23 protein-coding genes are annotated in these 23,120 nt (G+C 66.6%); 9 read left to right on the top strand and 14 right to left on the bottom strand.

Going from position 1 to position 23,120, the window contains the following annotated elements; all coding sequences use genetic code 11:
• Positions 1–231: 231 nt before the first annotated feature.
• On the bottom strand, positions 232–963 hold the full coding sequence (locus ABRP28_RS09875) for a potassium channel family protein (protein WP_350005897.1): 732 nt from the start codon (positions 961–963) through the stop codon (positions 232–234).
• Positions 964–1,023: 60 nt separating this feature from the next.
• On the opposite strand from ABRP28_RS09875, the gene ABRP28_RS09870 reads away from it, so the two are divergent.
• A complete protein-coding gene (locus tag ABRP28_RS09870) occupies positions 1,024–1,569 on the top strand; it encodes an acyl-CoA thioesterase (protein WP_231455126.1) in 546 nt (181 codons plus the stop codon).
• A gap of 4 nt (positions 1,570–1,573) precedes the next feature.
• On the opposite strand, the gene ABRP28_RS09865 is transcribed toward ABRP28_RS09870, so the two are convergent.
• Entirely contained in the window at positions 1,574–2,371 is a 798-nt protein-coding gene (locus tag ABRP28_RS09865; protein ID WP_350005899.1) for an ABC transporter permease subunit, read from the bottom strand.
• Positions 2,368–3,291, bottom strand: coding sequence for an ABC transporter ATP-binding protein (locus ABRP28_RS09860; protein ID WP_350005901.1), 924 nt, complete (start codon positions 3,289–3,291; stop codon positions 2,368–2,370). Before ABRP28_RS09860 ends, ABRP28_RS09865 begins: the two co-directional genes overlap by 4 nt.
• Positions 3,292–3,448: 157 nt before the next feature.
• On the opposite strand from ABRP28_RS09860, the gene ABRP28_RS09855 reads away from it, so the two are divergent.
• Positions 3,449–3,874, top strand: a complete 426-nt coding sequence (locus ABRP28_RS09855; RefSeq protein ID WP_231455129.1) for a co-chaperone YbbN — start codon at positions 3,449–3,451, stop codon at positions 3,872–3,874.
• 81 nt (positions 3,875–3,955) lie between these two features.
• On the opposite strand, the gene ABRP28_RS09850 is transcribed toward ABRP28_RS09855, so the two are convergent.
• On the bottom strand, positions 3,956–4,234 hold the full coding sequence (locus ABRP28_RS09850) for an antibiotic biosynthesis monooxygenase (protein ID WP_350005903.1): 279 nt from the start codon (positions 4,232–4,234) through the stop codon (positions 3,956–3,958).
• Between the two features lie 104 nt (positions 4,235–4,338).
• On the opposite strand from ABRP28_RS09850, the gene ABRP28_RS09845 reads away from it, so the two are divergent.
• Positions 4,339–6,030 (top strand): AMP-binding protein, encoded by a 1,692-nt coding sequence (locus ABRP28_RS09845; protein WP_350005905.1) that lies wholly within the window; start codon positions 4,339–4,341, stop codon positions 6,028–6,030.
• Between the two features lie 15 nt (positions 6,031–6,045).
• Here ABRP28_RS09845 and ABRP28_RS09840 read toward each other — a convergent pair whose 3' ends face one another.
• From ABRP28_RS09840 to ABRP28_RS09830, 3 genes are all read right to left on the bottom strand, one after another.
• Positions 6,046–6,855 (bottom strand): ABC transporter permease, encoded by an 810-nt coding sequence (locus ABRP28_RS09840; protein ID WP_350005907.1) that lies wholly within the window; start codon positions 6,853–6,855, stop codon positions 6,046–6,048.
• Positions 6,855–7,823 (bottom strand): ATP-binding cassette domain-containing protein, encoded by a 969-nt coding sequence (locus ABRP28_RS09835; protein WP_350005909.1) that lies wholly within the window; start codon positions 7,821–7,823, stop codon positions 6,855–6,857. The genes ABRP28_RS09840 and ABRP28_RS09835 overlap by 1 nt, the downstream gene beginning before the upstream one ends.
• A gap of 128 nt (positions 7,824–7,951) precedes the next feature.
• On the bottom strand, positions 7,952–8,935 hold the full coding sequence (locus tag ABRP28_RS09830; RefSeq protein WP_350005911.1) for a 3-methyladenine DNA glycosylase: 984 nt from the start codon (positions 8,933–8,935) through the stop codon (positions 7,952–7,954).
• 242 nt (positions 8,936–9,177) lie between these two features.
• On the opposite strand from ABRP28_RS09830, the gene ABRP28_RS09825 reads away from it, so the two are divergent.
• The 3 genes from ABRP28_RS09825 to ABRP28_RS09815 all read left to right on the top strand — a co-directional run bounded on the left by ABRP28_RS09825 (position 9,178) and on the right by ABRP28_RS09815 (position 12,317).
• A complete protein-coding gene (locus ABRP28_RS09825; protein ID WP_350005913.1) occupies positions 9,178–9,585 on the top strand; it encodes a VOC family protein in 408 nt (135 codons plus the stop codon).
• Positions 9,586–9,725: 140 nt separating this feature from the next.
• Positions 9,726–11,111 (top strand): cystathionine beta-synthase, encoded by a 1,386-nt coding sequence (locus ABRP28_RS09820; protein WP_231455136.1) that lies wholly within the window; start codon positions 9,726–9,728, stop codon positions 11,109–11,111.
• Positions 11,112–11,153: 42 nt separating this feature from the next.
• Positions 11,154–12,317, top strand: coding sequence for a cystathionine gamma-synthase (locus ABRP28_RS09815; RefSeq protein ID WP_350005915.1), 1,164 nt, complete (start codon positions 11,154–11,156; stop codon positions 12,315–12,317).
• 85 nt (positions 12,318–12,402) lie between these two features.
• On the opposite strand, the gene ABRP28_RS09810 is transcribed toward ABRP28_RS09815, so the two are convergent.
• From ABRP28_RS09810 to ABRP28_RS09800, 3 genes are read right to left on the bottom strand one after another with little or no spacing between them, the layout of a single operon-like run.
• On the bottom strand, positions 12,403–13,320 hold the full coding sequence (locus tag ABRP28_RS09810; protein ID WP_350005917.1) for a carbohydrate ABC transporter permease: 918 nt from the start codon (positions 13,318–13,320) through the stop codon (positions 12,403–12,405).
• A complete protein-coding gene (locus ABRP28_RS09805; protein WP_350005919.1) occupies positions 13,317–14,282 on the bottom strand; it encodes a sugar ABC transporter permease in 966 nt (321 codons plus the stop codon). Before ABRP28_RS09805 ends, ABRP28_RS09810 begins: the two co-directional genes overlap by 4 nt.
• Positions 14,279–15,619 carry an extracellular solute-binding protein gene (locus ABRP28_RS09800; protein ID WP_350005921.1) on the bottom strand — a complete coding sequence of 447 codons (1,341 nt, stop codon included), beginning with the start codon at positions 15,617–15,619 and terminating at the stop codon, positions 14,279–14,281. Before ABRP28_RS09800 ends, ABRP28_RS09805 begins: the two co-directional genes overlap by 4 nt.
• Before the next feature lie 146 nt (positions 15,620–15,765).
• On the opposite strand from ABRP28_RS09800, the gene ABRP28_RS09795 reads away from it, so the two are divergent.
• Together ABRP28_RS09795 and ABRP28_RS09790 are read left to right on the top strand one after the other, a co-directional pair.
• Entirely contained in the window at positions 15,766–16,377 is a 612-nt protein-coding gene (locus ABRP28_RS09795) for a TetR/AcrR family transcriptional regulator (protein WP_231455141.1), read from the top strand.
• Positions 16,378–16,429: 52 nt separating this feature from the next.
• Positions 16,430–17,197: an SDR family oxidoreductase gene (locus tag ABRP28_RS09790; protein ID WP_350005923.1), complete on the top strand. Its 768-nt coding sequence runs from the start codon at positions 16,430–16,432 to the stop codon at positions 17,195–17,197.
• Positions 17,198–17,296: 99 nt separating this feature from the next.
• Here ABRP28_RS09790 and ABRP28_RS09785 read toward each other — a convergent pair whose 3' ends face one another.
• From ABRP28_RS09785 to ABRP28_RS09770, 4 genes are read right to left on the bottom strand one after another with little or no spacing between them, the layout of a single operon-like run.
• The gene (locus tag ABRP28_RS09785; RefSeq protein ID WP_350005925.1) at positions 17,297–18,502 is read right to left on the bottom strand and encodes an acyl-CoA dehydrogenase family protein; all 1,206 of its coding nucleotides are present in this window, start codon (positions 18,500–18,502) and stop codon (positions 17,297–17,299) included.
• A gap of 9 nt (positions 18,503–18,511) precedes the next feature.
• Complete coding sequence (locus tag ABRP28_RS09780; protein WP_350005927.1) at positions 18,512–20,050, bottom strand: APC family permease; 1,539 nt, start codon at positions 20,048–20,050, stop codon at positions 18,512–18,514.
• 13 nt (positions 20,051–20,063) lie between these two features.
• On the bottom strand, positions 20,064–21,275 hold the full coding sequence (locus tag ABRP28_RS09775; protein ID WP_350005929.1) for a glutathionylspermidine synthase family protein: 1,212 nt from the start codon (positions 21,273–21,275) through the stop codon (positions 20,064–20,066).
• A gap of 2 nt (positions 21,276–21,277) precedes the next feature.
• Positions 21,278–21,907: a Tat pathway signal protein gene (locus ABRP28_RS09770; RefSeq protein WP_350005931.1), complete on the bottom strand. Its 630-nt coding sequence runs from the start codon at positions 21,905–21,907 to the stop codon at positions 21,278–21,280.
• A 180-nt stretch (positions 21,908–22,087) separates the two neighbouring features.
• Here ABRP28_RS09770 and ABRP28_RS09765 point away from each other — a divergent pair, with 180 nt between their 5' ends.
• Positions 22,088–22,744, top strand: coding sequence for an MOSC domain-containing protein (locus ABRP28_RS09765; RefSeq protein WP_350005933.1), 657 nt, complete (start codon positions 22,088–22,090; stop codon positions 22,742–22,744).
• Positions 22,745–23,120 lie beyond the last annotated feature (376 nt).

Here is a 23,120-nt window from a genome sequence, read left to right as displayed (position 1 = left end):
CTCCGCGAGGGACGGGACCCCGGGAAGCAACCCCCGGGGGACCGCCGGCACATATGTTCGGTCCTAGGAATCCCGAGTCTAGGAAGGGCGCACGGCAGGCGGCACCAGTAGGAATTACCCGAATATTTGAGTGCGGTACTTGGCGAGCGCGGAGCAGGCTACTCAAACGACGGTGGCCCGGTACTTGCCCGCAGGCAACGCTTTTTGGGCAGCCCGTGAACGGGTGTCCGGCTAGGGCGTTCGCCGGTCCTGGAGCACAGCGATTTCACGCCGCAGGGAGGCAATTTCTGCTGCGAGGTCCGCCACTTCAGCGCGGACCGGCTCCTCGGCCTCGGACACGGCCTCGGCGGTATCCTCCACCCGCTGGACCAGCCACGAGGCGATGGAGGCCGTGACCACACCCAGGACGGCGATGCCGCTCATCATCAGGGCGGCCGCAACCATCCGCCCGATCGGCGTCACCGGGTACATGTCGCCGTAACCCACGGTGGTGATGGTGGTCATGGCCCACCACAAGGCATCGCCGAAAGTGACGATTTTCGCGTCCGGGGCCGACTGCTCCACGTCCAGGACCGCCAGGGCGCCCACAAACACCAGCATGGTGGCTGACCCCGCAACATAGGTGACCACCCGGCCCCTCAAGGTATCGCCGAGCGTCCGGTGCAGCACGGACAACAGCGTCACGAGCCGCAGGAGGCGCAGCGGCCGGAAGAACGGCAGCGCCACAATCACCAGCTCGTGCAGGTTCCGGACGAACCAGCTGCCCCGGCTGTCGGCCAGCCACAGATTGGCCAGGTAATCCACGGCAAAGATGCCCCAGGTTGCCCACATGACAGCCTCGAGCGGGAGGGCTGCGCTGCCCTCGATCCGGCCGACGACCTGCCATGCGTAGGCTCCCAGGAAGACGAGTGCCGTCACCGTCAGCGGCCAGTCGGCCAGGTCCCGGTAGCGTTGTTGGGTCATGCAGGAAATCCTACTGTCAGCGCCAGGGACCCCAATGTTACTGACGGGTAGCATGGGGGGATGCACCTGCTCCTGAGAACCCTCCTTATGCTGGTCCGTTCGTCGCGCCGCCCGCCCCTGACCGTCTGGGACAGCTCCTCGCTCCCGCTGCGGGTCCTGCCCACGGACATCGACATCGCCATGCACGTCAACAACGGAATGTACCTGTCCCTCATGGACCTGGGCCGGTTCGACCTGATGGTGCGCAGCGGCGTTTGGAAGCGGATGCGCCGGCGGGGCTGGGGCCCTGTGGTGGCAGCGGAGACGGTTGCTTTCCGGAAGTCCCTCCAGCTGTGGCAGCACTACACCATCGAGACCCGCATCATTGGGCTGGACGCTAAAGCCATCTTCTTTGAGCAGCGTATGGTGGCCGACGGCGAGGTGTACGCCCGCGCGTACATCGCCACCCGGCTGGTCAGCAAAGGACGCCCGGTCAGCCAGGCGGACATCCTGAAGGAGTTCGGCGAACCGCCGGCTGACCTGGTGCTTCCCGACTGGATCCACGAGTGGCGGGCGTCCAGCACCCTCCCCGGGAGCCGGACCCCGGCGCCGCACAGTTGGGCGTAGCGGCCTAAGCGCCCACGTCCCGCCGTTCCAGGGCGACGGCGGCGAGCACCACCAGCGCGGCCGAGATGGCCCACAGCCACGCCGCTGCCGGCCAGTCCGCCCCGTTCGCCACCGGCGAGTTTCCATACGCCCAGTGGTAGGGGCTCACAGCCAGCAGCCACTCCACATCCTTGCTCTGCCGGCCCACCGCGTTGAACACGTACCCGAGGACGGCGACGGCGGCGCCGGCGGCCAGTCCGTACGTGCGGCGGCCGGTGACAGCACCGACGCAGAGGGCCGCCGTTCCGCTGAGCAGTGCCAGTCCGGCGAACAGCACCGTGGCGCCCAGCAGGTTGCCCAGCTCGATGCCCAGCTGGGCAGGACCGTTCAGCAGCCACACCAGGACGCACACCACGGCGGCCAGCAGCACCACGCGCAGCAGCAGGGCAAGGGCCCGGTCCAGCACCACCTGCACCCGGCGCACCCCGTGCGCGAGGGTCAGCTCAAGCTGGCCCGATTCCTCGTCTCCGCCCACGGCAGCGGCGCCCCAGGAAACAGACGCGATGGTCATCAGGAGGAAGCCGAGGAGCCCGAACAGCGTTGCCTGCGTATAGCCCGGGCCGGTGGCTATCTGGTCATAGTTCAGTGCCTTGGTCATCTCCGGGGGGAGGGCGTCGATCATGTCCTGCATCTGCGCGCTGCCCCCAATGGACGGGTACAGCGGCAGGTAGAGGAAGATCGCCGCGGCCAGTCCCAGCGCCCAGCCCACGGTGGACCGCCACGTGTCAAAGAACGCCCGGCGGAACAGCGGCAGGGCCGTCACCGTGCCTCCTCCTGCGGGGCGGCGTACATCGTCAGCACTGCTTCCTCCAGGTCCGGCTCTTCCAGGACGAGGTCGGTCAGCCGGAGGGAAGCCAGCATGCGGACCAGCGGCTGGATGTCCCCGCCAATGGTGGCGGACAGCGTTGCCGTGCCGTCGGCCTCCAGTACCTCCACGTGTCCGACGCCGGGCACGCCAGTGAGCCGCGCAACGGCGTCGTGCACTGCAATGCCGGAGGTGGTGAAGCGGACGCGGCGCACGGCACCTTCGCGGAGGCCGCTGACGGATTCGACGGCGATGATCCTGCCGTCGCGGAGGATGGCCACCGTGTCCGCTGTCTGCTGGACCTCGCTCAGGACGTGCGAGCTGAGGAAGATCGTCTGCCCGCGGTGCTTCGCCTCCCGCACCATGGCGTGGAACTCCTGCTGGACCAGCGGGTCCAGGCCGCTGGTGGGCTCATCGAGGACCAGCAGTTCGGGCTGGTGCATAAACGCCTGCACCAGCCCCAGTTTCTGTTTGTTGCCCTTGGACAGTTTCCTGATGTGGCGGGTGAGGTCCAGTCCCAGGCGCTCCGCCAGCTGGTCCACCCGGCCCGGCGGCACCGGCCCGCTGATGGCCTCATAGTGGGCCAGCAGGGTGCGGCCCGTGACCCGGCCCGCCAGGAACAGCTCCCCGGGAAGGTAGCCGATGCGGCGCCGGAGTTCCGGACCGCCCGCCCGGGGATCCGTACCCAGCACCCGGATGGTCCCGCTGGTGGGGCGGATGATGTCCAGCAGGCAGCGCATGGTGGTGGTCTTTCCCGCACCGTTCGGGCCGATCACCCCAAACACGGAGCCGGTTTCCACCTCGAAATCGACGCCGTGCAGCACCTCGCGGCGCCCGAATTCCTTGGTCAGGGACTTCGCTGAGATAGCGGCTGCCATAAGACCTCCTGGATGCGCACGCGGGGCGATGACCCCAGACTAGGTGCCGCCGGCCGCGCTGTACATCGCGCCTGCCCGTGATATTCCCGATGACGCGCGGAGCGAACAAAGCGGCCCGGGCAGGACAGGCCGGGGGAGCGCCGCGTACCGTTGACACATGGCTACCCTAGACATCACAGGTGAACAGTTCGCATCCACCATCGAAGGCAACGACATTGTCCTGGTGGATTTCTGGGCGGAATGGTGCGGCCCCTGCAAGCAGTTCGGCCCCACGTACTCGGCCGTATCGGAGAAGCACCCGGATGTCCTCTTCACCAAGGTGGACACCGAGGCGGAGCAGCAGCTCGCCGCTGAGGCCGGCATCTCGTCCATCCCCACCCTGATGGCCTTCCGCGAAAAGGTGCTGGTGTTCTCCCAGCCCGGCGCGCTGAACGCCCAGCAGCTCGAACAGGTGGTGGACGCCGTGAAGGCGCTGGACATGGAAGAAGTCCACGCCCACGTGGCGCGCCAGCGGGAAGAGGCCGCCGCAGCCACGGGCAAGCCGGCCGGCCCCCAGGACGGCACGCAGATCCCGGACGCCTAAGGCTCAGGAAATCAACAAAAAGGCGGGACCTCCCACTGGGAGGTCCCGCATTTTCTGTTTCCGCGCCTTTTAGTCAGGCAGTCAGATCCGTTCCACCTTAACGGGCTCAGCCAGCAGCGCGCTCAGTGACTCGTTGAGGTCCTGCACTGCGATGCCCTTGGAATGCTTGGCCAAGTCCTCCTCCGACGCCCACTGCTCCGTCAGGACCAGCTTCTCTTCGCTGGCTTCCGTCAGCTCGTACCGGATGCAGCCGGGTTCGTTCACCACCTCGTCGATGGCGATTTCGAGGGCCAGCTTGACGCGGTGAAACTCGCCGTCGTTGGGGATGAACGTTGCCTGCAGGTCAATGGGTGAAGTCATGGATTTCACAATACCGGCACTTGCGGACGGCTTGCGTTCTGTCGGGCCGGACACCGCTTACGGTGGTGCTTTCATTGCCGGAAGCCACTTGGTAGCGTGCCAGCATGCGCGCCTACACAGCCGGGGACACTGACGTCCCGCTGCTCCATGAAACCATCGGCCGGAACTTTGAGCGGATGGCGGCCCGGTTTCCCTTCCACGACGCGCTGATCGAGGCCGCGCCTGTTCCGGGCGCCGACGCCCGCCGCTGGAGTTACACCAAGATGAACGACGACGTCGACAGGCTGGCGCGTGCGCTCCTCGCCCTGGGGGTTGCCAAGGGGGACAGGGTGGGAATCTGGAGTCCCAACTGCGCCGAGTGGACCCTTCTCCAGTACGCAACCGCCAAGGCCGGGGCCATCCTGGTCAACGTCAACCCCGCCTACCGCAGCCACGAACTGGAATTCGTGGTGAAGCAAAACGGCATGCGGACGCTGGTTACCGCACCGTCGGACACCAACAGCGACTACGTGGGGATGGCACGGAAGGCGCTCGCGGAGTGCCCGGACCTGCGCGAGCTGGTCTTCCTTCCCGCGCCCGGCGGCGAGGGGTCCGGCGAGGACGGGTTCGACGCCGGCGTTCCCCTCGGTGATGCGGAGCTGACGTACGCCGAGCTGCTTCGGCGGGCGGACGACGTCGGACATTCCGGACTGCAGGCCCGCATGGCGGAACTCAGCCCGCACGATCCCATCAACCTGCAGTACACCTCCGGGACCACGGGATTCCCCAAAGGGGCCACGCTGACCCACCACAACATCCTGAACAACGGGTTCTCGATCGGCGGACTGCTCGGATACACAGAGCACGACAGGGTGGTGATCCCGGTGCCGTTCTACCACTGCTTCGGCATGGTGATCGGCAACCTGAATGCCCTCAGCCACGGCGCAGCCACCATCATCCCCGGCCGCGGGTTCAGCCCGGCTGCAGCCCTGGAGGCCGTCCAGGATTTCGGCGGGACCTCCCTGTACGGCGTGCCCACCATGTTCATCGCCGAGCTGGCGCTGCCGGACTTTGCCTCCTACGACCTGTCCACCCTGCGCACGGGGGTCATGGCCGGTTCGCTGTGTCCCGTCGAGGTGATGAAGCGGGTGATATCGGAGATGAACATGTCGGACGTGGCCATCTGCTACGGCATGACCGAAACCTCGCCGGTGTCCACCATGACCCGGCAGGGCGACACCCTGCAGCAGCGCACGGAGACGGTGGGGCGCACCATGCTGCACCTGGAAAGCAAGATCGTTGATCCCGGATCAGGGGACGTCCTGGAGCAGGGGCAGATCGGGGAGTTGTGCACCCGGGGATATGCCGTGATGGAGGGGTACTGGAACCAGCCGGACAAGACGGCTGAAGCGGTCGACGCCGACGGCTGGATGCATACCGGGGACCTGGCCCGCATGGACAACGACGGCTATGTCGTCATCGAGGGCCGGATCAAGGACATGGTGATCAGGGGCGGCGAAAACATCTATCCGCGGGAAATCGAGGAGTTCCTCTTCGGCCACCCGTCCATCCAGGACGTACAGGTCATCGGGGTGCCGGATGCCAGGTACGGCGAGGAGCTGATGGCGTGCATCATCCTCAAGCCCGGTGCCCAGCCGCTGGACGCCGGCTCGCTTGCCGAGTTCTGCCGGGGGAAGCTGGCCCACTACAAGATTCCCCGCTACGTCGAGGTCCGGGAGCGGTTCCCCATGACCGTGTCCGGGAAGGTCCGCAAGGTGGAGATGCGCCAGGAAGCCGTGGCCAGGCTGGGGCTGTGAAGCCAGCAGCCGTACCTAGCGGATGTTACGGCTGATGGCCTTCACCCCCACAGCAAGGCCGACGACGGCTGTCACCAGGGCGGCGGCCAGGCCCAGGAGGGTGTCAGTCCCGACGCTGCCGGCGAACAGTTCGCGCTCGGCGTTCACCAGGTAGGTCAGGGGGTTGAACAGGCTGGCCGTCCGCATCCAGCTGGGTCCGGCCTCGATGGGAAGCATGATGCCGGAGAGGATCATCAGTGGGAACAGCAACGTCTGCTGGACACCCCAGAAGATCCACTCCTTGCTCTGGGAAACCAGCGCCAGCGCATACGACAGGGCTCCGAGTCCTATCCCGAAGATCCCCAGGATGACCAGCCCGAACAGCACGTGCAGGGGATAGAACACGAAGCCGAACGGGATGCAGACCAGTGCGATGAGAAGCCCCTGGACCACCAGTGGCGCCCACTCCTTCAAGGCCCGCCCGATCATCAGCGAGGACCGGGACAGCGGCGTTGCCAGGATGCGCTCGTACGAGCCCGTCATGAGCTCGTACTGCAGGTTTGAGCCGGTCATGGACGTTCCGAAGAGCGCGATCATCACCACCACGCCCGGGAGGAACCATTGGAGCGTGGACTGCCCGCCGAACGCCGGCGCGCCCACGGCCGCGCCCAGCAACGGGCCGAACAGTCCCAGGAAGACGAGGGGCTGGAGCAGCGAGAAAACCAGCGAGAACGGGTCCCGAAGCGGCAGCAGCATTTCCCGCCAGAACACGTACCGCGTGTCATGCAGGATCCTGGCCAGCCCGGGCTTCTCCCGGGTGCCGGCAGCGGTGCTGTGGGTGGCCATCAGCGGTTCGCCCCTTCCCGCAGGTTGCGCCCGGTCAGTTCCAGGAACACATCGTCCAGGGTGGGCGGCTTCAACTCCAGGGACTGGGCGGGAGCGCCGGCGTTGTGCATCTCCAGCAGCAGCGCAGGCGCCAGCCGTGCACCTTCGGGGAGCCGGAGGCGGAAGCGCACAACGCCGTCGTACGCATTCTCGCTGACCTCCCCGCCCGCCGCGGCGCGCCCTAACAGCCCCCGCACCCCGGCCGCGGAGGCCGCCGCCACTTCGACGGCCAGCAGGTCGCCGGCAAGGTTCGACTTCAGCCGCGCGGCGGTGTCATCGGCGATGATCCTGCCGTGGTCGATGATGATGACCCGTTCGGACATGGAGTCCGCCTCGTCCATGTAATGCGTGGTCAGCACAATGGTGGTGCCGTGTTCCTCGCGCATCCGCATGATGTGCTCCCACAGGTTGGCCCGATTTTGGGGATCCATCCCGGTGGACGGCTCGTCCAGGAAGAGCAGCCGCGGCGAGTGCATCAGTCCCAGCGCCACGTCCATCCGCCGCCGTTGCCCGCCGGAGAGCTTGATGACTGTCCGCTTGGCGAGGTCCGTGAGGTCCAGGGATTCCAGGAGTTCCCCGGCCCGGGCAAGGGCGTCCGCGGAGTTCATGCCGTAAAAGCGGCCCTGCATGACCAGCTCATCGATCACGCGGAAACTGTGGCCGCCGCCGTTGCCCTGGCCGATGTAGCCAATCCTTGCCCGCACGCCGGCCGGATCCGCGGTGACGTCCACGCCGGCAACCCTGGCTGTCCCCGAGGTGGGTGTCAGCAGGGTGGTGAGCATCCGCAAGGTGGTGGACTTGCCGGCCCCGTTCGGGCCAAGGAAGGCCACGAGCTCGCCGGGCGCAACGTCGATGTCGACGCCCTTCACGGCTTCCACTGTTTCTTTTTTCACCGTGAACGTCTTGGTCAGGCTGTCCGTGTGGATCATGGGTGACTCCAGAGGATGCGGCGGGCCGGGGCTCTGGAACGGGCTCCCTGGCGCCACGCTATACCCATCCCCGGCACGAGTCCACGGAAAGATCGTGCACGGGCGCCGGGCCGTGTGCCCGGCGGGCGTCAGTGCCGGCGGTGGTCCTGGATGGTCATCCGCGGGCCGAACGTGGGTTTGCGGAAGCCGCTGCTTTGGATCATCCGCACCACGCGCTGGCGGTGTCCCTGCCAAGGCTCCAGCAGCCGGAGCATGCCGGCGTCATCGGTCCGCCGGCCGGTCAGCGCGGCCCCGACGTAGGCGGCAAGGTGGTAGTCGCCCACCGAGATCGAGTCAGGGCAACCGTGCGTGCGCTGCACTACCTCGGCGACCGTCCAGATGCCGATGCCGGGGATCGTCTGCAGTTTTGCTGCCGCCTCCAGCGCCGGAAGCGCCGCCAGCCGTTCAAGCGCGACGGCGGAACGCAGCGCCCGCATCACCGTCGCGGAGCGCTGCGGGCCCACTCCGGCCTTGTGCCACTCCCAACTGGGAACCTGCAGCCACTGCGCCGCCGTGGGCGGCAGCACCAAACCGGCGGGAGCCAACGTGCCAGCCATCGGTGCGGGGGAACCGTAGCGGTGGAGGAGGTACCGGTAGCCGCGGCGGGCCTCGATGACCGTGACCTTCTGTTCCAGGATGATGGGCACCAGCTGGTCCACCATGCGGCCGCTGGAGGGAAGCCGGACGGCCAGGCTGCGCCGCCGCGCTTCCCTGACCATGCGGGGGAGGGTGGCATGGAACGCCGGCTCGTCGAATCCCGACCAATCGTCGTGCGCCCCCAGGAGGCGCGGAACTGCCGCTACCGCCGCCGCGGCGCCCGGACCCCAGGCCTGGACGTCCACCCGGTGCTCCATCTCCGGGCTGCCGGCCGGGCTTAGCCGGAGAGTCGCGGGGCCTTCCGCTGTTGTGAACGCGTTCCAGACGACGCCGCCTTCGGCCACGAAGGACGGATCGCTGTTGCCGCGCAGGAGGGGCCGGAGAGTCCGCGCAAGGTCGTAGGGGCCGCCCGGACACCAGCGGAGGGAGGCGTCCGCGGCGGCTGCCAGCCGTGCGGGAACCTCTGCGATCGTCATGCCACCATCGTCCCACGGTGCCCCGACAGTCCGCCCGCCGGGTCCGCCCGTGCCGGTTTCGGGAGCCGGAGTTTTTGTCCACGTATGGCGGGTTGCGCGGCTCGGAAGTCTCCAGATCTGGACCAAAACTCCGGCTCGTTCGTGGCTCTTACCGGGCAGCGGAGAGAGGACTAGACTCCCAGGTGTGGCGCGGGGCGTCCGCGCTGTTCCCTTCGAGATTCCAGAGATTCCAGGTGAGCGCAATGGGTGGATTAGTACATTTCGAAATCCCCGCGGACGATCAGGAGCGGGCCAGGAACTTTTACCAGCAGGCCCTCGGCTGGCGGATAGAACCTGTCCCTGGAATGGACTACAACATGGTGATCACCACGCCCATGGATGAGGCCACCGGCCAGCCCACAACCGCGGGTGCCATCAACGGCGGCATGATGGCCCGGGAGGACCAGATCACCAACCCCGTCATCACGGTGGACGTGCCGGACATTGATGCCACGCTGAAGACCATAGAGGAACTGGGCGGTTCTGTTGTTATGCCCAAGAACGAGATTCCCGGGATGGGCTACTTCGCCTACTTCAAGGATCCTGAAAACAACATCATGGGACTGTGGGAGAACCTTCCCGCGGACCAGCAGGCCCAGTCCGCCGGGTAGCATCACGGCATTCCGGACGCCGGCCACAGAGCCACAACAGCGAGGGGGACGGTCAGGGCTGCCACCAGCAGCCCGGCCAGGGCAATGCCGCTCCATTGGAGATCCGGTGCCCATGGCGGTGAAGCGGTAGCTTTGTATCCATGAAGTACGCCCAGTCCATCCTGGACCTCATTGGCAATACCCCGCTCATCAAACTCAACCACGTGACGGAGGGCATCAAAGCCACCGTCCTGGTCAAGCTGGAGTACCTGAACCCCGGCGGGTCCATCAAGGACCGCATTGCGGTGAAGATGATCGAGGACGCCGAGCGGGACGGCAAGCTGCAGCCCGGCGGGACCATTGTTGAGCCCACGTCCGGCAACACCGGGGTTGGCCTGGCCCTGGTGGCCCAGCAAAAGGGCTACAAGTGCGTCTTCGTGGTTCCGGACAAGGTGGGGGAGGACAAGCGCGCCGTCCTCCAGGCGTACGGGGCTGAGGTGGTGGTGACGCCCACCGCCGTGCCGCCGGACAGCCCGCAAAGCTACTACGGCGTCTCGGACCGGATTGTCCGGGAGACCCCCGGCGCGTACAAGCCGGACCAGTTCTCCAACCCCGCGGCACCCGGCAGCCACTACCAGACGACCGGCCCGGAGATCTGGCGCGATACGGACGGCAGGATCACCCATTGCGTCATCGGCGCGGGCACGGGCGGCACCATCACCGGCACCGGCCGCTACCTGAAGGAAGCATCGGCGCACCGGCCGGAGTCCGACGGCGGCGTGGTCCGGATCATCGGCGCGGACCCGGAAGGTTCGGTCTACTCCGGCGGCACCGGACGCCCCTACTTCGTGGAGGGCGTGGGGGAGGACATGTGGCCAGGGAACTATGACAAGTCCATCCCGGACCAGGTGATCGCGGTGAGCGACGCCGACTCCTTCGCCATGACCAGGCGCCTGGCCCGCGAGGAGGGCCTCCTGGTGGGGGGATCCTCCGGCATGGCCGTGGTGGCTGCCCTGAAGGCGGCGCGGGACCTGCCCGAGTCCGCCGTCGTCGTCGTGATCCTGCCGGACTCCGGCCGGGGTTACCTGGCGAAAATCTTCAACGACCAGTGGATGCGCTCCTACGGTTTCCTCTCCGGCGGCGAGGAAACCTCCGTGGGGGAAGTCATCAGCTCCAAGAACGGCGAACTGCCGGACCTGGTGCACATCCACCCGAACGAGTCCGTGCGCGACGTCATCAACATCATGAACGAGTTCGGCGTCAGCCATATCCCGGTCCTGTCCCAGGAGCCGCCGGTGGTGATGGGCGAGGTGCTCGGTGCCGTGGACGAACGCACCCTCACCGCCAAGCTGTTCCGCGGCGAAGCCAAACTGACGGACAAGATCTCCGAGCACATGGGCCCCAAACTGCCCGTCATCGGATCGCTGGAAACCATTTCGGCGGCCAGGGAACTGCTCTCGGACGTGGACACGGTCATGGTCACGTTCGTCGGCGCGCCGGTGGGCATCCTCACTCGGCACGACCTCCTGGCCTACCTCAGCAACTGACCTGCTTCACCCTGATACGGCTTCACCCAGACAAGGAGCATCATGACTGTCCCCGAAAACCAAGGTTTCAACACCCGCGCCGTCCACGCCGGACAGGCCTTCGAGCCCCGCACCGGCGCGGTGGTCCCGCCGCTGCACTTCAGTTCCACCTACGCCCAGGACGGCATCGGCGGGCTCCGCAGCGGTTATGAGTACGGCCGCGGCGGCAACCCCACCCGGGACGCCCTGCAGGAACAGCTCGCCGCGCTGGAAGGCGGCACCCACGCCTACAGCTTCAGCTCCGGGCTGGCCGCCGAGGATTCGCTCATCCGGGCACTGACCCGCCCGGGCGACCACATCGTGCTGGGCAACGACGCCTACGGCGGCACCTACCGGCTGATCAGCCGGGTCCTCGGCGGGTGGGGGATCGGCAACACGCCGGTGGACATGGCCGACCTCGACGCCGTCCGGGCCGCGGTGGCCGCCAGCAGGACGCGCTTCGTCTGGGTGGAGACTCCGTCCAACCCGCTGATGAAGATCACCGACATCGCGGCGCTCGCAGGAATAGCGCACGACGCCGGTGCCCTCCTGGTGGTGGACAACACCTTCGCGTCCCCCTACCTGCAGAACCCGCTCGCCCTGGGTGCCGACGTCGTGGTCCACTCCACGACGAAGTACATCGGCGGGCATTCGGATGTGGTGGGCGGCGCCGTGGTGGTCAATGACGCGGAACTCGCGGAGAAGATCGGCTTTGTACAGTTCGCCGTGGGCGCCGTCTCCGGTCCCATGGACGCTTTCCTCACCACCCGCGGCCTGAAGACCCTGGGCGTCCGCATGGACCGGCACAGCGTCAACGGCCAGGCCGTGGCGGAGTGGCTCCTGGCACGCCCCGAGGTGGAGGCCGTCCTGTATCCGGGCCTGCCGTCCCATCCGGGCCACGAGCTGGCGAAAAAGCAGATGCGGAGCTTCGGCGGCATGGTTTCGGTGCAGTTCAAGGGCGGCGAGGCTGCTGCCCGGAAGGTGGCCGAATCAACCTCCGTGTTCACGCTGGCGGAATCCCTTGGCGGCATCGAATCGCTGATGAACTACCCCTCGGAGATGACGCATGCCTCGGTCAAGGGCACCGAACTGGCGGTCCCGGTCAACCTCCTCCGCCTCTCCTGCGGCATCGAGGACGTGGAGGACCTGCTGGCGGACCTGGACCAGGCGTTCGCCTCCATCCCGTAGCCCGGCCGTTAAACCGGGGACGGCACGTCACGGCAGTCCCCGGGGCGGGGTTGCCGCGACGTGCCGTTCCGTTTTGGGAAGTTCCCTACTTCACGGAACCCTCGGTGAGGCCGCCGCGCCAGAAGCGCTGCAGGACCACCATCGCGATGCTGAGCGGGATGATCGACAGCAGCACGCCGCCGGTGGTCAGCTCGTAGAACTCGGGCAGCCGGTCCACCTGGCTCAGCCAGTTGTTCAGGCCGAGCGTGATCGGGTACAGCCCGGAGTCGGACAGCATCACGAGCGGCAGGAAGTAATTGTTCCAGATCCCCACCAGCTGGAAGAGGAACACGGTGACCAGGGCCGGGGTGAGGACGCGCAGCCCGATGGTGTGGAAGATCCTCAGTTCGCCGGCGCCGTCCAGCCGGGCAGCCTCAATGAGTGAGCTGTCCACCGTGGCCTGCGAATAGATCCGGCACAGGAACAAACCAAACGGCGACACCAGGGACGGCAGCAGGACGCTCCAGTAGGTGTTGGCCAGGCCGAGCTGGCTGAAGAGCAGGAAGAGCGGCAGGGCTGTGGCCGTGCCGGGCACCAGCACCCCGCCCAGGATGGTCCCGAACACCAGGTTCCGGCCGCGGAATTCGTACTTGGCCAGGGCATAGCCGCCTGCCGCCGCAAAGTAGGTGGCCACGAGGGCGCCGACGCCGGCGTACAGCACCGAGTTCAGGAACCACCTGATGAAGATGCCGTCGTCGTAGCTGAGGACCTGGGCAAGGTTGTCCCACAGTGCCACCGTGGGGGCAAACCAGAATCCGTTGGTGGAAAACAGGTCCTCCGTCGACTTGGTGGCAGCGACAACAACCCAGTAGACGGGAATAAGGAAGTACAGGGCCACCACCACCAGCAGCGCGGTGACGATGATGGTGGACGGGCCGCTCTTGCCGCCCGGACGCCTGGACGCGGCTGCGGAAGAGCGGGGCGCGGTAGCTGATGTCGACGGCGGTGTCACGGTTGCGGTCATGATGACTTCCTGTTCGTGAATTTGAGGAAGGCGAAGGACAGGACGAAGGCGGCCACAGCGATCAGCACAGCCTGGGCAGCGGCCACGTTGTAGTCGTTGTAGGCGAACGCGGTGGTATAGGCGCTGAGGTTGGGGGTGTACTGGCTGTCGATGGCGGGGGCGACAGTCTTCAGGACCTGGGCTTCGGCGAAGAGCTGCAGGGTGCCGATGATAGAGAACACCGTTGTAAGGACAAGGGCGGGCCGGATCAGCGGGAGCTGGATGCTGAGGGCCACCCGCCAGGTGGAGGCGCCATCCACCTTTGCCGCCTCGTACAGTTCCCCGGGGATGGCCTTCAGCTGGGCCACGATGATCAGCATGTTGTAGCCGGTGTAGCTCCAGGTGACGATGTTCGCAATTGACCACAGGACGGTGTTGGCGCCCAGGAAATCAGGGGTCAATCCCACCAGCGCCGCGACGTCGAACAGGGGACTCAGCCCGGGGACGTACAGGAACGACCACAGGATGGTGGCAATGACGCCGGGCACGCCGTAGGGGAGGAAGTAAGCGGCCCGGAAGAAACCCGGCCACTTGGCCGACGCTGATTCCAGCATCAGTGCCAGCACCGTGCAGAGGGCGATCATCAGGGGCACCTGCACTATGCCGAACAGCAGCATCCGCCCGATCGAGGCAACGAAACTCCCGTCTGCCAGCGCCTGGGCGTAATTGCTGAACCCGGCGAATTCGCTGGTAACCCCGGCCTCCCCGAAGAGCCCGCGCCGGGTCACTTTGGTAAAGCTCGATCCAACCGCAACGAAGATCGGCAGGATGAACGTGAGGATAAACAGCGCCAGGAAAGGAGCCAGCAGGATCCAGGGGGCGCGTGCCGCGGCTCCCGTTCGGCCGCCGGCCTTACGGGGGCCGGTGTCCTCGCGGGCGGGTGCCGGCGGACCGCTTGGGACTGTTCGTGACGGCGTTGTCATGACGCTTCCTTTCGAATGCTGAGGCCCTTGTTCCTGAAGACGGTCATAATCTGTTGTTCCGCCGTCGCCACCGAATCCACCAGGCTCGTTCCCGAGGCCTTCCTCCGGAAGCCATCGCTCAGGATGTTGAAGGACTGCTGGGTGACGGGCCACCAGGACCAGTCCTTGTTCTGCTGCTGTGCCGCCGGCACGAAGATCTCCTGGTGGTAGCTCTGGCCGCTGAAGAAGTCCGAGGGCGCCTGCCGCGAGGTTCCGATGAAGTCCGGCGTGGGGGACCAGCCGATGCCGCTGTTGGTGATTTCGGCGTCGATGCCTTCCCTGGACGTGGTCATCCACACCGCGAACTCGAGTGCTTCGCGGGGGTGCCTACTGTTGGCCAGTACCGCCGCGGTGGAGCCGCCAAGGTAGCTTGACCCGAACCCGGTGCCGCCCCACGTGGGCATGGGTGCCACCCGCCATTTGCCGCTGCCGCCGCTGACCCCTTCGATCAGGGCATCACCCCAGCTGCCCGTAACGACCGAAGCGATCGACCCTTTCGCAGCAGCCGCGAACCAGCCGGGGGAGTAGGCGCCAAAGGCAGTCTGGACAAGGTCCTCGTTGATGGCCTGGTCAAAGAAGCGGGCCACCTTCAGGGTGGCGTCGTCAGTCATGTTGATGACCCAGCCGTCCTCCTCCGGGTGCAGCCACCGCGCACCTGCCTGCGTGGCGAAAGCAGTGAACACGGACGCGTCAGCCAGCGGGAAGCAGTCCAGGTAGACATCCTTGCGGCGGAGCTCACGGGCCAGCGCTGCCCAGTCGTCCCAGGTGCCGGGGCTGGTGCCTCCCACCTGGTCGAGGATGGCCGGCTGGTAGAACATCGCCATAGGCCCGGAATCCTGCGGAATTCCGTAGACGCCGCCGGAGAAGCTGACCTGGCCCCACAGGGTCTGATCGTAGAGGTGGGCGTAGTCCTGGGCACCATAGCGGGCTACGTCGACAAGCCCGTTCACCAGCATGAATTCCGGAAGCGAACGCATCTCCACCTGGGCGAGGTCAGGTCCGCCGCCCGCTGCCAGGGCTGAGTAGAGCTTCTGGTAACCCCCTGAATTGCCGCCGGGGATCCATACCACCTCCACCTGCACCTGGGGGTGGGAGGCGTTCCAGATGTCCGCTACCTTCTGGGCGTCCTTGAGCCAGCACCAGTACGTGAGGGTGACTTTTTCCCCGCTGGCGGCTGGGGCGAGCACCGGTGCAGTGTTGACGGAGCGCGTGCCCGGGGTGGAGCAGCCGGACAGGAGACCCATCGCTGCGGTGCCCAGGCCGGCACCCAGGAGTTGTCTTCGCGTGAATTGGGACATTTGCCTTCACCTCGTTGTGTCGGTTATGTGCCTAAAAGTGTGAAGCATGGCACTTTTTGTTCGGTTCGAGACAGGCTAACACGAAAAGTCGAGTGAGCACTCGAGTTTTGATTCCCCGGGTAATACGGCGGGTACACTGGCTTGCCATGAGCACCAAGGAGGGGCCCCAGGCTTCCCGCCGGGGACCCTACGCGAAGTCCGCTGAGCGCCGCCAGGCCATCCTGACCGCAGCCCACGCCGTCTTCGCCGCCCGCGGATACCGCGGGGGCTCGCTGCAGGACGTTGCCGACCGCGCCGGCATGAGCCAGACGAGCCTCCTGCATTACTTTCCGTCCAAAAGCCAACTGCTGCTGGCGGTGCTTAACTGGCGCGACTCCATTACTGGAGACGGTACCGCGCCGCCGGACCCGGAGGAATCGCTTGTTGATGCCGTCCTCCGCCAGGCGCGATTCAATGAGGACGTGCCGGGAGTCCTGGAGCTCTACACCGTGCTGTGCGGGGAAGCAGTCACGGAGGGGCATCCCGGGCGCCCGTACTTCACCAACAGGTTTGAAGAGCTGCGCCGCAGCTACACCCGGCAGTTACGGGAGCTTGCGGGGGAAGGGCGGCTGCGCCCGGGCGTGGACCCGGAGGTCGCCGCAGCGTCCTTGATCGGGCTGTGGGACGGGATCCAGACCCAGTGGCTCCTGGCGCCGGACAAGGTGGACATGGCCGGGTGCCTGCGCGGGTACCTGGAGCTGATCCTGCTTCCCGACTAACGGGGGGCTGGGGGTTTCGCGGAAGGGGTGCGTGCGCTACTAGGCTGACTCCATGGAATCTCCCCAAGCAGCCGTCCGCCCCGTCGCCCTCATCACAGGCGCCGGCAGGCTGGCCTCCATCGGCGCCGGCATTGCCCGGCAACTCGCCGCCGAGGGCTGGGACCTGGTGCTGGCCTACTGGCAGGACTACGACGCCCGGATGCCGTGGGGGACTGAACCGGACGACGTCGTACGCCTTACTGCCGAGCTCGAGGCCATCGGCGCCCAGGTCCACGTGCTGTCCGCGGACCTGCAGGACCCCGCCGTGCCGGGCCAGCTGGTGGCGGAGTCCATGCGGCTGGCCGGCCCGCTGCAGGGCCTGGTCCTGAGCCATGCCGAGTCTGTGGACTCGGGCATCCTGGACACCAGCGTGGAATCCTTTGAGCGGCACTTTGCCGTGAATACGCGGGCCAGCTGGCAGCTGATTGCCGCGTTCGCGCGGCAGGCAACGGACGACGGCGGCGCAATCGTTGCGCTGACCAGTGACCACACAGCGTTCAACCTTCCTTATGGCGCCTCGAAGGGCGCGCTGGACAGGATCGTGATTGCCGCCGCGCGGGAGCTCGGACCGCAGGGCATCTCGGCGAACGTGCTGAACCCGGGCCCGGTGGACACGGGCTGGATGGACGATGAAATCCGGGAAGCGCTGACGGCCCAACAGCCTACCGGCCGGCTGGGAACACCGGCCGATGTCGCCGGGACTGTGGCGTTCCTGCTCTCGCCCGCAGGCCGCTGGGTCTCCGGCCAGCTCATCAAGTCCGACGGCGGCTTCTCGGCGTAGCCCACCTCAGCGCCCCCAGCCCAACTAGATAGCAGCAGATGCTGTTATGAGCCGCCAAAACGACATCAACTGCTACCCAGTTGGGAGGGGAAGCCAGGGTCAGCGGAACGCGTTGATGCCGGTGATGTGCTGGCCGAGGACCAGGGTGTGGACTTCGTCTGTGCCCTCATAGGTGCGCACCGATTCCAGGTTGGCCGCGTGGCGCAGCGGGGAGTAGTCCAGGGTGATGCCGTTTCCGCCGAGGATGGAGCGTGCCTCCCGGGCCACGGCGATGGCCTCGCGCACGTTGTTCAGCTTGCCCAGGGAAATCTGTTCCGGCCGCAGCCTGCCGGCGTCCTTGAGCCGTCCCAGGTGCAGCGCCAGGAGCGTGCCCTTCTGGATTTCCACCAGCATGTTGACCAGCTTCTCCTGGGTCAGCTGGTATCCGGCCAGCGGTTTGCCGAACTGCAGCCGCTCCTGCGAGTAGGACAGCGCCGCCTGGTACGAATCCCGGGCTGCGCCCATGGCTCCCCAGGCAATGCCGTACCGGGCCTCGTTCAGGCAGGTAAACGGGCCGCGCAGGCCGCGCGCCGCCGGCAACAGCGCCTCGGGTCCCAGCCTGACGTCGTCGAACACCACGTCGCACTGGATGGACGCACGCATCGACAGTTTCTGCGTGATGGGGACGGCAGTGACGCCGGGGGTCCCCGCCGGCACCAGGAACCCGTGCACGCCGTCGTCGGTCATGGCCCACACCACCATCACCCCGGCCGCCGAAGCGAGGCCAATCCAGCGCTTGGCACCGTTGAGCACCCAGCCGGCGTCATCTCCTGGGCCGTCGCGGCGGGCAAAGGTGGTCATGGCCGCGGGGTCGGACCCTGCAGTCGGCTCGGTCAGGGCGAAACAGCCAATGACTTCACCGGCCGCCATCCGGGGCAGCCACTCCTGCTTCTGGTCCTCGGAGCCCCACTTGTGGATGGCGGTCATGGCCAGCGAGCCCTGCACCGAAACAAACGTGCGGATCCCGGAATCGCCGGCCTCAAGTTCCATTGCAGCCAGGCCATATTCGACGGCGGTGCGGCCGGGGCAGCCGTAGCCCTCCAGGTGCATGCCGAGCACCCCCAGTTCACCCAGTTCCTGCGCGAGCTCCAGGGGAAAGACAGCTTGGTCGTACCAGCGCGCAATGTCCGGTTTGATCCGCTGGTCCGTGAAATCGCGGACGCGCTGCCGGATCCTCAGTTCTTCCGCGCCCAGGAGGCTGTCCAAGGCCAGGATGTCGGAGGGGTCGGCCGGGAATTCAGCCGCTGTAACAGGCGCGTTGGTCATGGCAGAACCCTAGCTGGACGTTCCCGGGGCTGCCGGGTGCGCAGGCTGCCGGCCGGTGAAGTAGCCGGAGGTTGCCGGCAGGAACCGGCAAACCACAGCCAGCACCACACCCAGGGCCAGCAGCAGCACGCCGCTGACAAATGCCCCGCCGATCCCGAAGATCTGGGTGTCGCCGTAGGCCGGGTCCCACATCTGCACCGCCGAGATGAAGAAGGCGGCTGTCAGCAGGAGGGCGCCCACGAGCGGCAGGATGCCCCGGAACCACAGGTCCCGTGCCGAATCCCGCAGGGTGCCGCGGAAGAACCAGAAGCACGCGAAGCCGGTGAGCGCGTAGTAGAAGGCGATGAACAGGCTGATGGCGCTGATGGAATCGGAGAGCAGGTTCTCGCTCAGGAAGCTCATGGCCACGTAATAGGCAATTGCCGCCGCGCCCATGACCTGGGTGGAGAACCCGGGGGTCTGGTTCTTCGGGTGCACCTGCCCGAACTTCGGCGGCAGGGCGCCATGGACGCCCATGGACAGGGTGCCGCGTGCCGTGGGGAGGATGGTGGTCTGGGTGGAGGACAGGACGGACGCGAGGACCGCGACGACGATCAGCCAGCCCCAGGGGCCCAGCACCACGTCCCGCATGGCCAGGAAGACGTCGTCCTGGTTGGCCTCGTTGCCCAGGCCGATGCCTTCCGTGCCCACGGTGGCATACATCATCACCAGCAGCGCCACGGAGACGTAGATGGCCACCAGGATGAAGGCGGAGATCACCGCGCCGCGGCCGGGAGTGGTTGAGGGGTTCTCCGTTTCCTCGTTGACTGCCAGGCACGTGTCCCAGCCCCAGTAGATGAAGAGTGCCAGGAGCGCGCCGTGCACCACGGCCCCGGGATCCGCAAAGGCACCCACCGGGTTGAACCACTCGAATGAGAAAGCCTGGATGGTTGTGTCTCCGGCGGCGGCACCTGCAACGATCCGGACCACGATCGCCAGGGCAAAGACGCCCAGGGCGATGTACTGCACGTACGTCAGCACCCGCTGGACGTGTTCACCCAACCGGATGCCCCGGTAGTTGACCAGTGTCATGACGGCTATGAACAGCACGCCCGTGGCGGTGACCACGGCCTTGTTTTCCGCCAGGGAGCCGTCGCCCGCCAGGAGCCACAGGTACTGGCCTGCCACCTGCGCCAGATTGGCGAGCACCACGATGCCGGCGAGCGCCACGCCCCAGCCTCCCAGCCAGCCCGCCCAGGGCCCGAACGCCCGGCGGGACCAGGTGAAGGTGGTGCCGCAGTCAGGAATGGCGCTGTTCAGCTCGCGGAACGCGTACGCGATGAACAGCACGGGGATGAAGCCGAGCAGCAGGACCAGGGGAGTGTAGTTGCCGTTCACGGCCACAATGAGGCCCAGGGTCGCAGCCAGCGAATACACTGGCGCCGTGGAGGCCAGCCCCAGCATCACGGAGTCTCCGAGGTCCAGGATCCCGGCCCGGAGCCCCTTGGCCGGGACGGTGGTGCCCGGCGCGCCGCCCGGGCCGCCCGTCGTCGTGGTTCCTGTGCTCATGCTGTCACCGGGTTCATACTGCAATACCTGCTTTGTTGGAGGAGGCCTCAGCCGAGAGCGGCGCCGGCGCGTCAATAGTGTTGGGCACAAACCGGCAGAAGTAGTCCGTCACCGGACCATCCGATTCCCGGATGCCGCAGCCGACAGACTCACCGTCCACCACCCACAGGCCCAGGACGGGATGGTTGCCGTCGAAGTCGGGCAGTTCCTGGTACTGCTGGTAGCACCAGCCCTCGCGGCCGTACCCGCCGGGTTGCTCAAGGCTGATGCCCTGGGCATGGATTTTGATGTTGTCGCCCTCGCGGCCGTGCAGCGGCTTGGCCACCCACTCCTTGAGGGGGCCCGGCTCGTTGAGGTAGGCCGGCAGCAGGTTGGGATGCTGCGGGTACAGGTGCCAGAGTGCGGCGAGGAGCGCCTTGTTGGAGAGGAGCATTTTCCAGGCCGGTTCAACCCAGCGCGGATTGTGGGCGCGTTCCAGGAGCCGGTGCCCGAAGGGTTCCTTCATCATCAGCTCCCAGGGGTAGAGCTTGAAGATGGTGCTGATCATGAAGTTGTCCAGGTCCACAAACCGGTTGAGGTTGGGGTCCCAACCTATGTCCGACATGTTGATGCCGATGGTGGTCCAGCCTGCCTGGCCCGCCACATCCCGCATGTACGCGGCCGTCATCCAGTCCTCGCCGGATTCCTCCACCTCCGAGTGCGCCACGTGAAGGGTGCTCATGCCGGTGCGGTACTGCACCTTTTTCCACTGCCGGATCAGGGCCTCATGGATTCCGTTCCACTGGTCCTTTTCCGGGAAGACGTCCTGCAGCCAGAACCACTGCGCCACGGCCGCCTCGATGAGTCCGGTGGGGGTGTCCGCGTTGTATTCGAGCATCTTGGCGGGACCGCCCTGCCCGTCATAGATGAAGTCGAAGCGGCCGTAGACCTCCACGTCCCCGGCCTGCAGGGACTCCGCGGCGAGCTCCAAAGCCTGCGGACCGATGCCAATGTCTCCCATGGCGCCGGTGGCAAGAAACTTGGCCGCTTCCAGGCACATCCGGTGCATGTCCTCGGCTGCCAGCTCGAGAACTTCCACCTCGTCAGCGGTGAATTCGTAGTACGCGGACTCGTTCCAGTACTCGATCCGCCGCCCGTCGTCCATGGTGGTGGTGGAAAAGACCAGGCCCTGTTCCTGGATTTTCTGCTTCCAGTCGGGCCTGGGCTCAGACAACAGCCGCTTCACGCTCAGCCCCCCACTTTGCTGCCGCCGCCGCTTGTGCCGCTCTTCGCGGTGGTACCGAAGCCGCCGCGGCTGACGGTGCCGCCCTTGGTGCTGTACCCGGTGGAGGCTTTTGCCCCGCTGGGCACGGTCCTGGTGTAGTTGGGGGCGGTTGACCGGTTCTGCCCGACGGCGGGGACGAACGCGCCGCGGGAGAAGAAGTACCAGGCGTAGATGCCGCCGCTACGGCCGGCGGAACTGTTGCAATTGGTGTCCTCCACCCGTTCGCCGGTTTCGTCGTTGAAGCACACCTGGGCGTACTCGGGGTCATCCTGGTTGCTGGCCACCACGGCCGTGATGGTGCCGGCGAGCAGCGCCGTCACACCGAGGCCCACCACCACGGTGCGCCGCTGCGAGCGTTTCTTCTTGGCCGCCGCCTCGTTGAGCTGCCTCTCCCGGTCGCGGGCAAACGGGTCCACCGGGGTGACGGGCTCGTTGAGGAGTTCAGGGCGCAGCTCCGGTTTGGGCACCTGCCAGGGAGGGGGCTTGGCGCCGGCCCCGCCGCCGGCATTCCGGCCGGTGTCCCCGGCAGTACCGTCACCGCCTGGCTGGTTGCCGCTTGCCCGCCCGTTATTTGGGTCTTGGTTCGGGTCCATGGCGTCCCCTTCAGTAGTCCACGTGAATTGGGCACAGCGCTGCACCCCCAATTGCAATCCTGAACTCAGCGTAGTGCCTGGCAGGGCCGGCTGCGAGTACCGCAGGGGATAGGGAATTGGGAGAAGTCCCCATGCCTGGAACCGCCGCCTGCGGGGGATCGGGGCCCCTACACTGGTGCCATGGAAACCGCCTCCGTTGTTGCCGTCTGCCGCGTCCACCAGCTCCTGCCGGATGCGTCCAACGTGGGCGTGACGGCCATCGACAAACGGCCGGCAGAGGGCCCCGTCAAGGTTCACCGCCTGGGACTCCAGGGCGACATCCAGGCGAACCGGGTACACCACGGCGGTCCGGACCAGGCCCTGTATGCCTATTCGCAGGAGGACGCGGAGTACTGGGCCGGCGAGCTGCAGCGGGACCTGCCGCCGGGAATCTTTGGCGAGAACCTGCGGGTGGCCGGCATCGACGCCACGGAAGCGGTGATTGGCGAACGGTGGAAGATCGGCCTCAACCTGGAAGTCGAAGTCACCTCGCCGCGAACGCCCTGCGCCACCTTCCAGCGCCGGATGCAGGAGCCGCACTTCGTCAAGAGGTTCACGGCGGAGGGCCGCGTGGGCACGTACCTGCGCGTCATCAAAACCGGCAGCGTCCAGGCCGGGGACCATATCCACCGGATCTACGTTCCGACGCACGGCGTTACCGTGGGCAGGTGGTTCAGCGAACCGGACCGGGAGTCGATGGAGGCGTTGCGGGACGCGGACGCCGACGGCGAGATCCGCCTGCAGCAGCCCGAGTTCAAGCAGAAGTTCGAGGCGCTGGAACGGCAACTGGGCCGGTAGCTGCAGGCTGAAGCGGCTGGAAGGGGAGTGGTGTGCGCAAGCTCACCGCCGTCGTCGTACGTTCAATTTCCGCTGCGGCAGGTGCGTACCTTACACTTGAAACATCCCCCACTCCGGAAATCCCTTATTCCTGCCCAATTTTTGAGGCAGGACTGGCAAGTGTTGGGGCCCGCACAAGCGATGCGGGCATTTTCATAGGGAGAGCCGGCTAAAGAAAACGCTGTACAGACTGCTGGGATAGCAGCCAAGAGATGCAGCGGGAAGTCCTGCCACGGGATTGCGAAAGCGCCGGACTTCTGTGACCGGCCGGTCAATGTTTGCCCGGCACCCACGGCACACGTACTGCGGCTCCGCTCACCTCGGGTAGTGCCGCCTG

The organism is Pseudarthrobacter sp. WHRI 8279 (assembly GCF_040224115.2).
Lineage (GTDB): Bacteria > Actinomycetota > Actinomycetes > Actinomycetales > Micrococcaceae > Arthrobacter.
Note: the sequence above shows the minus strand (reverse complement) of the source record. Positions and strands in the feature narration are given on the sequence as shown.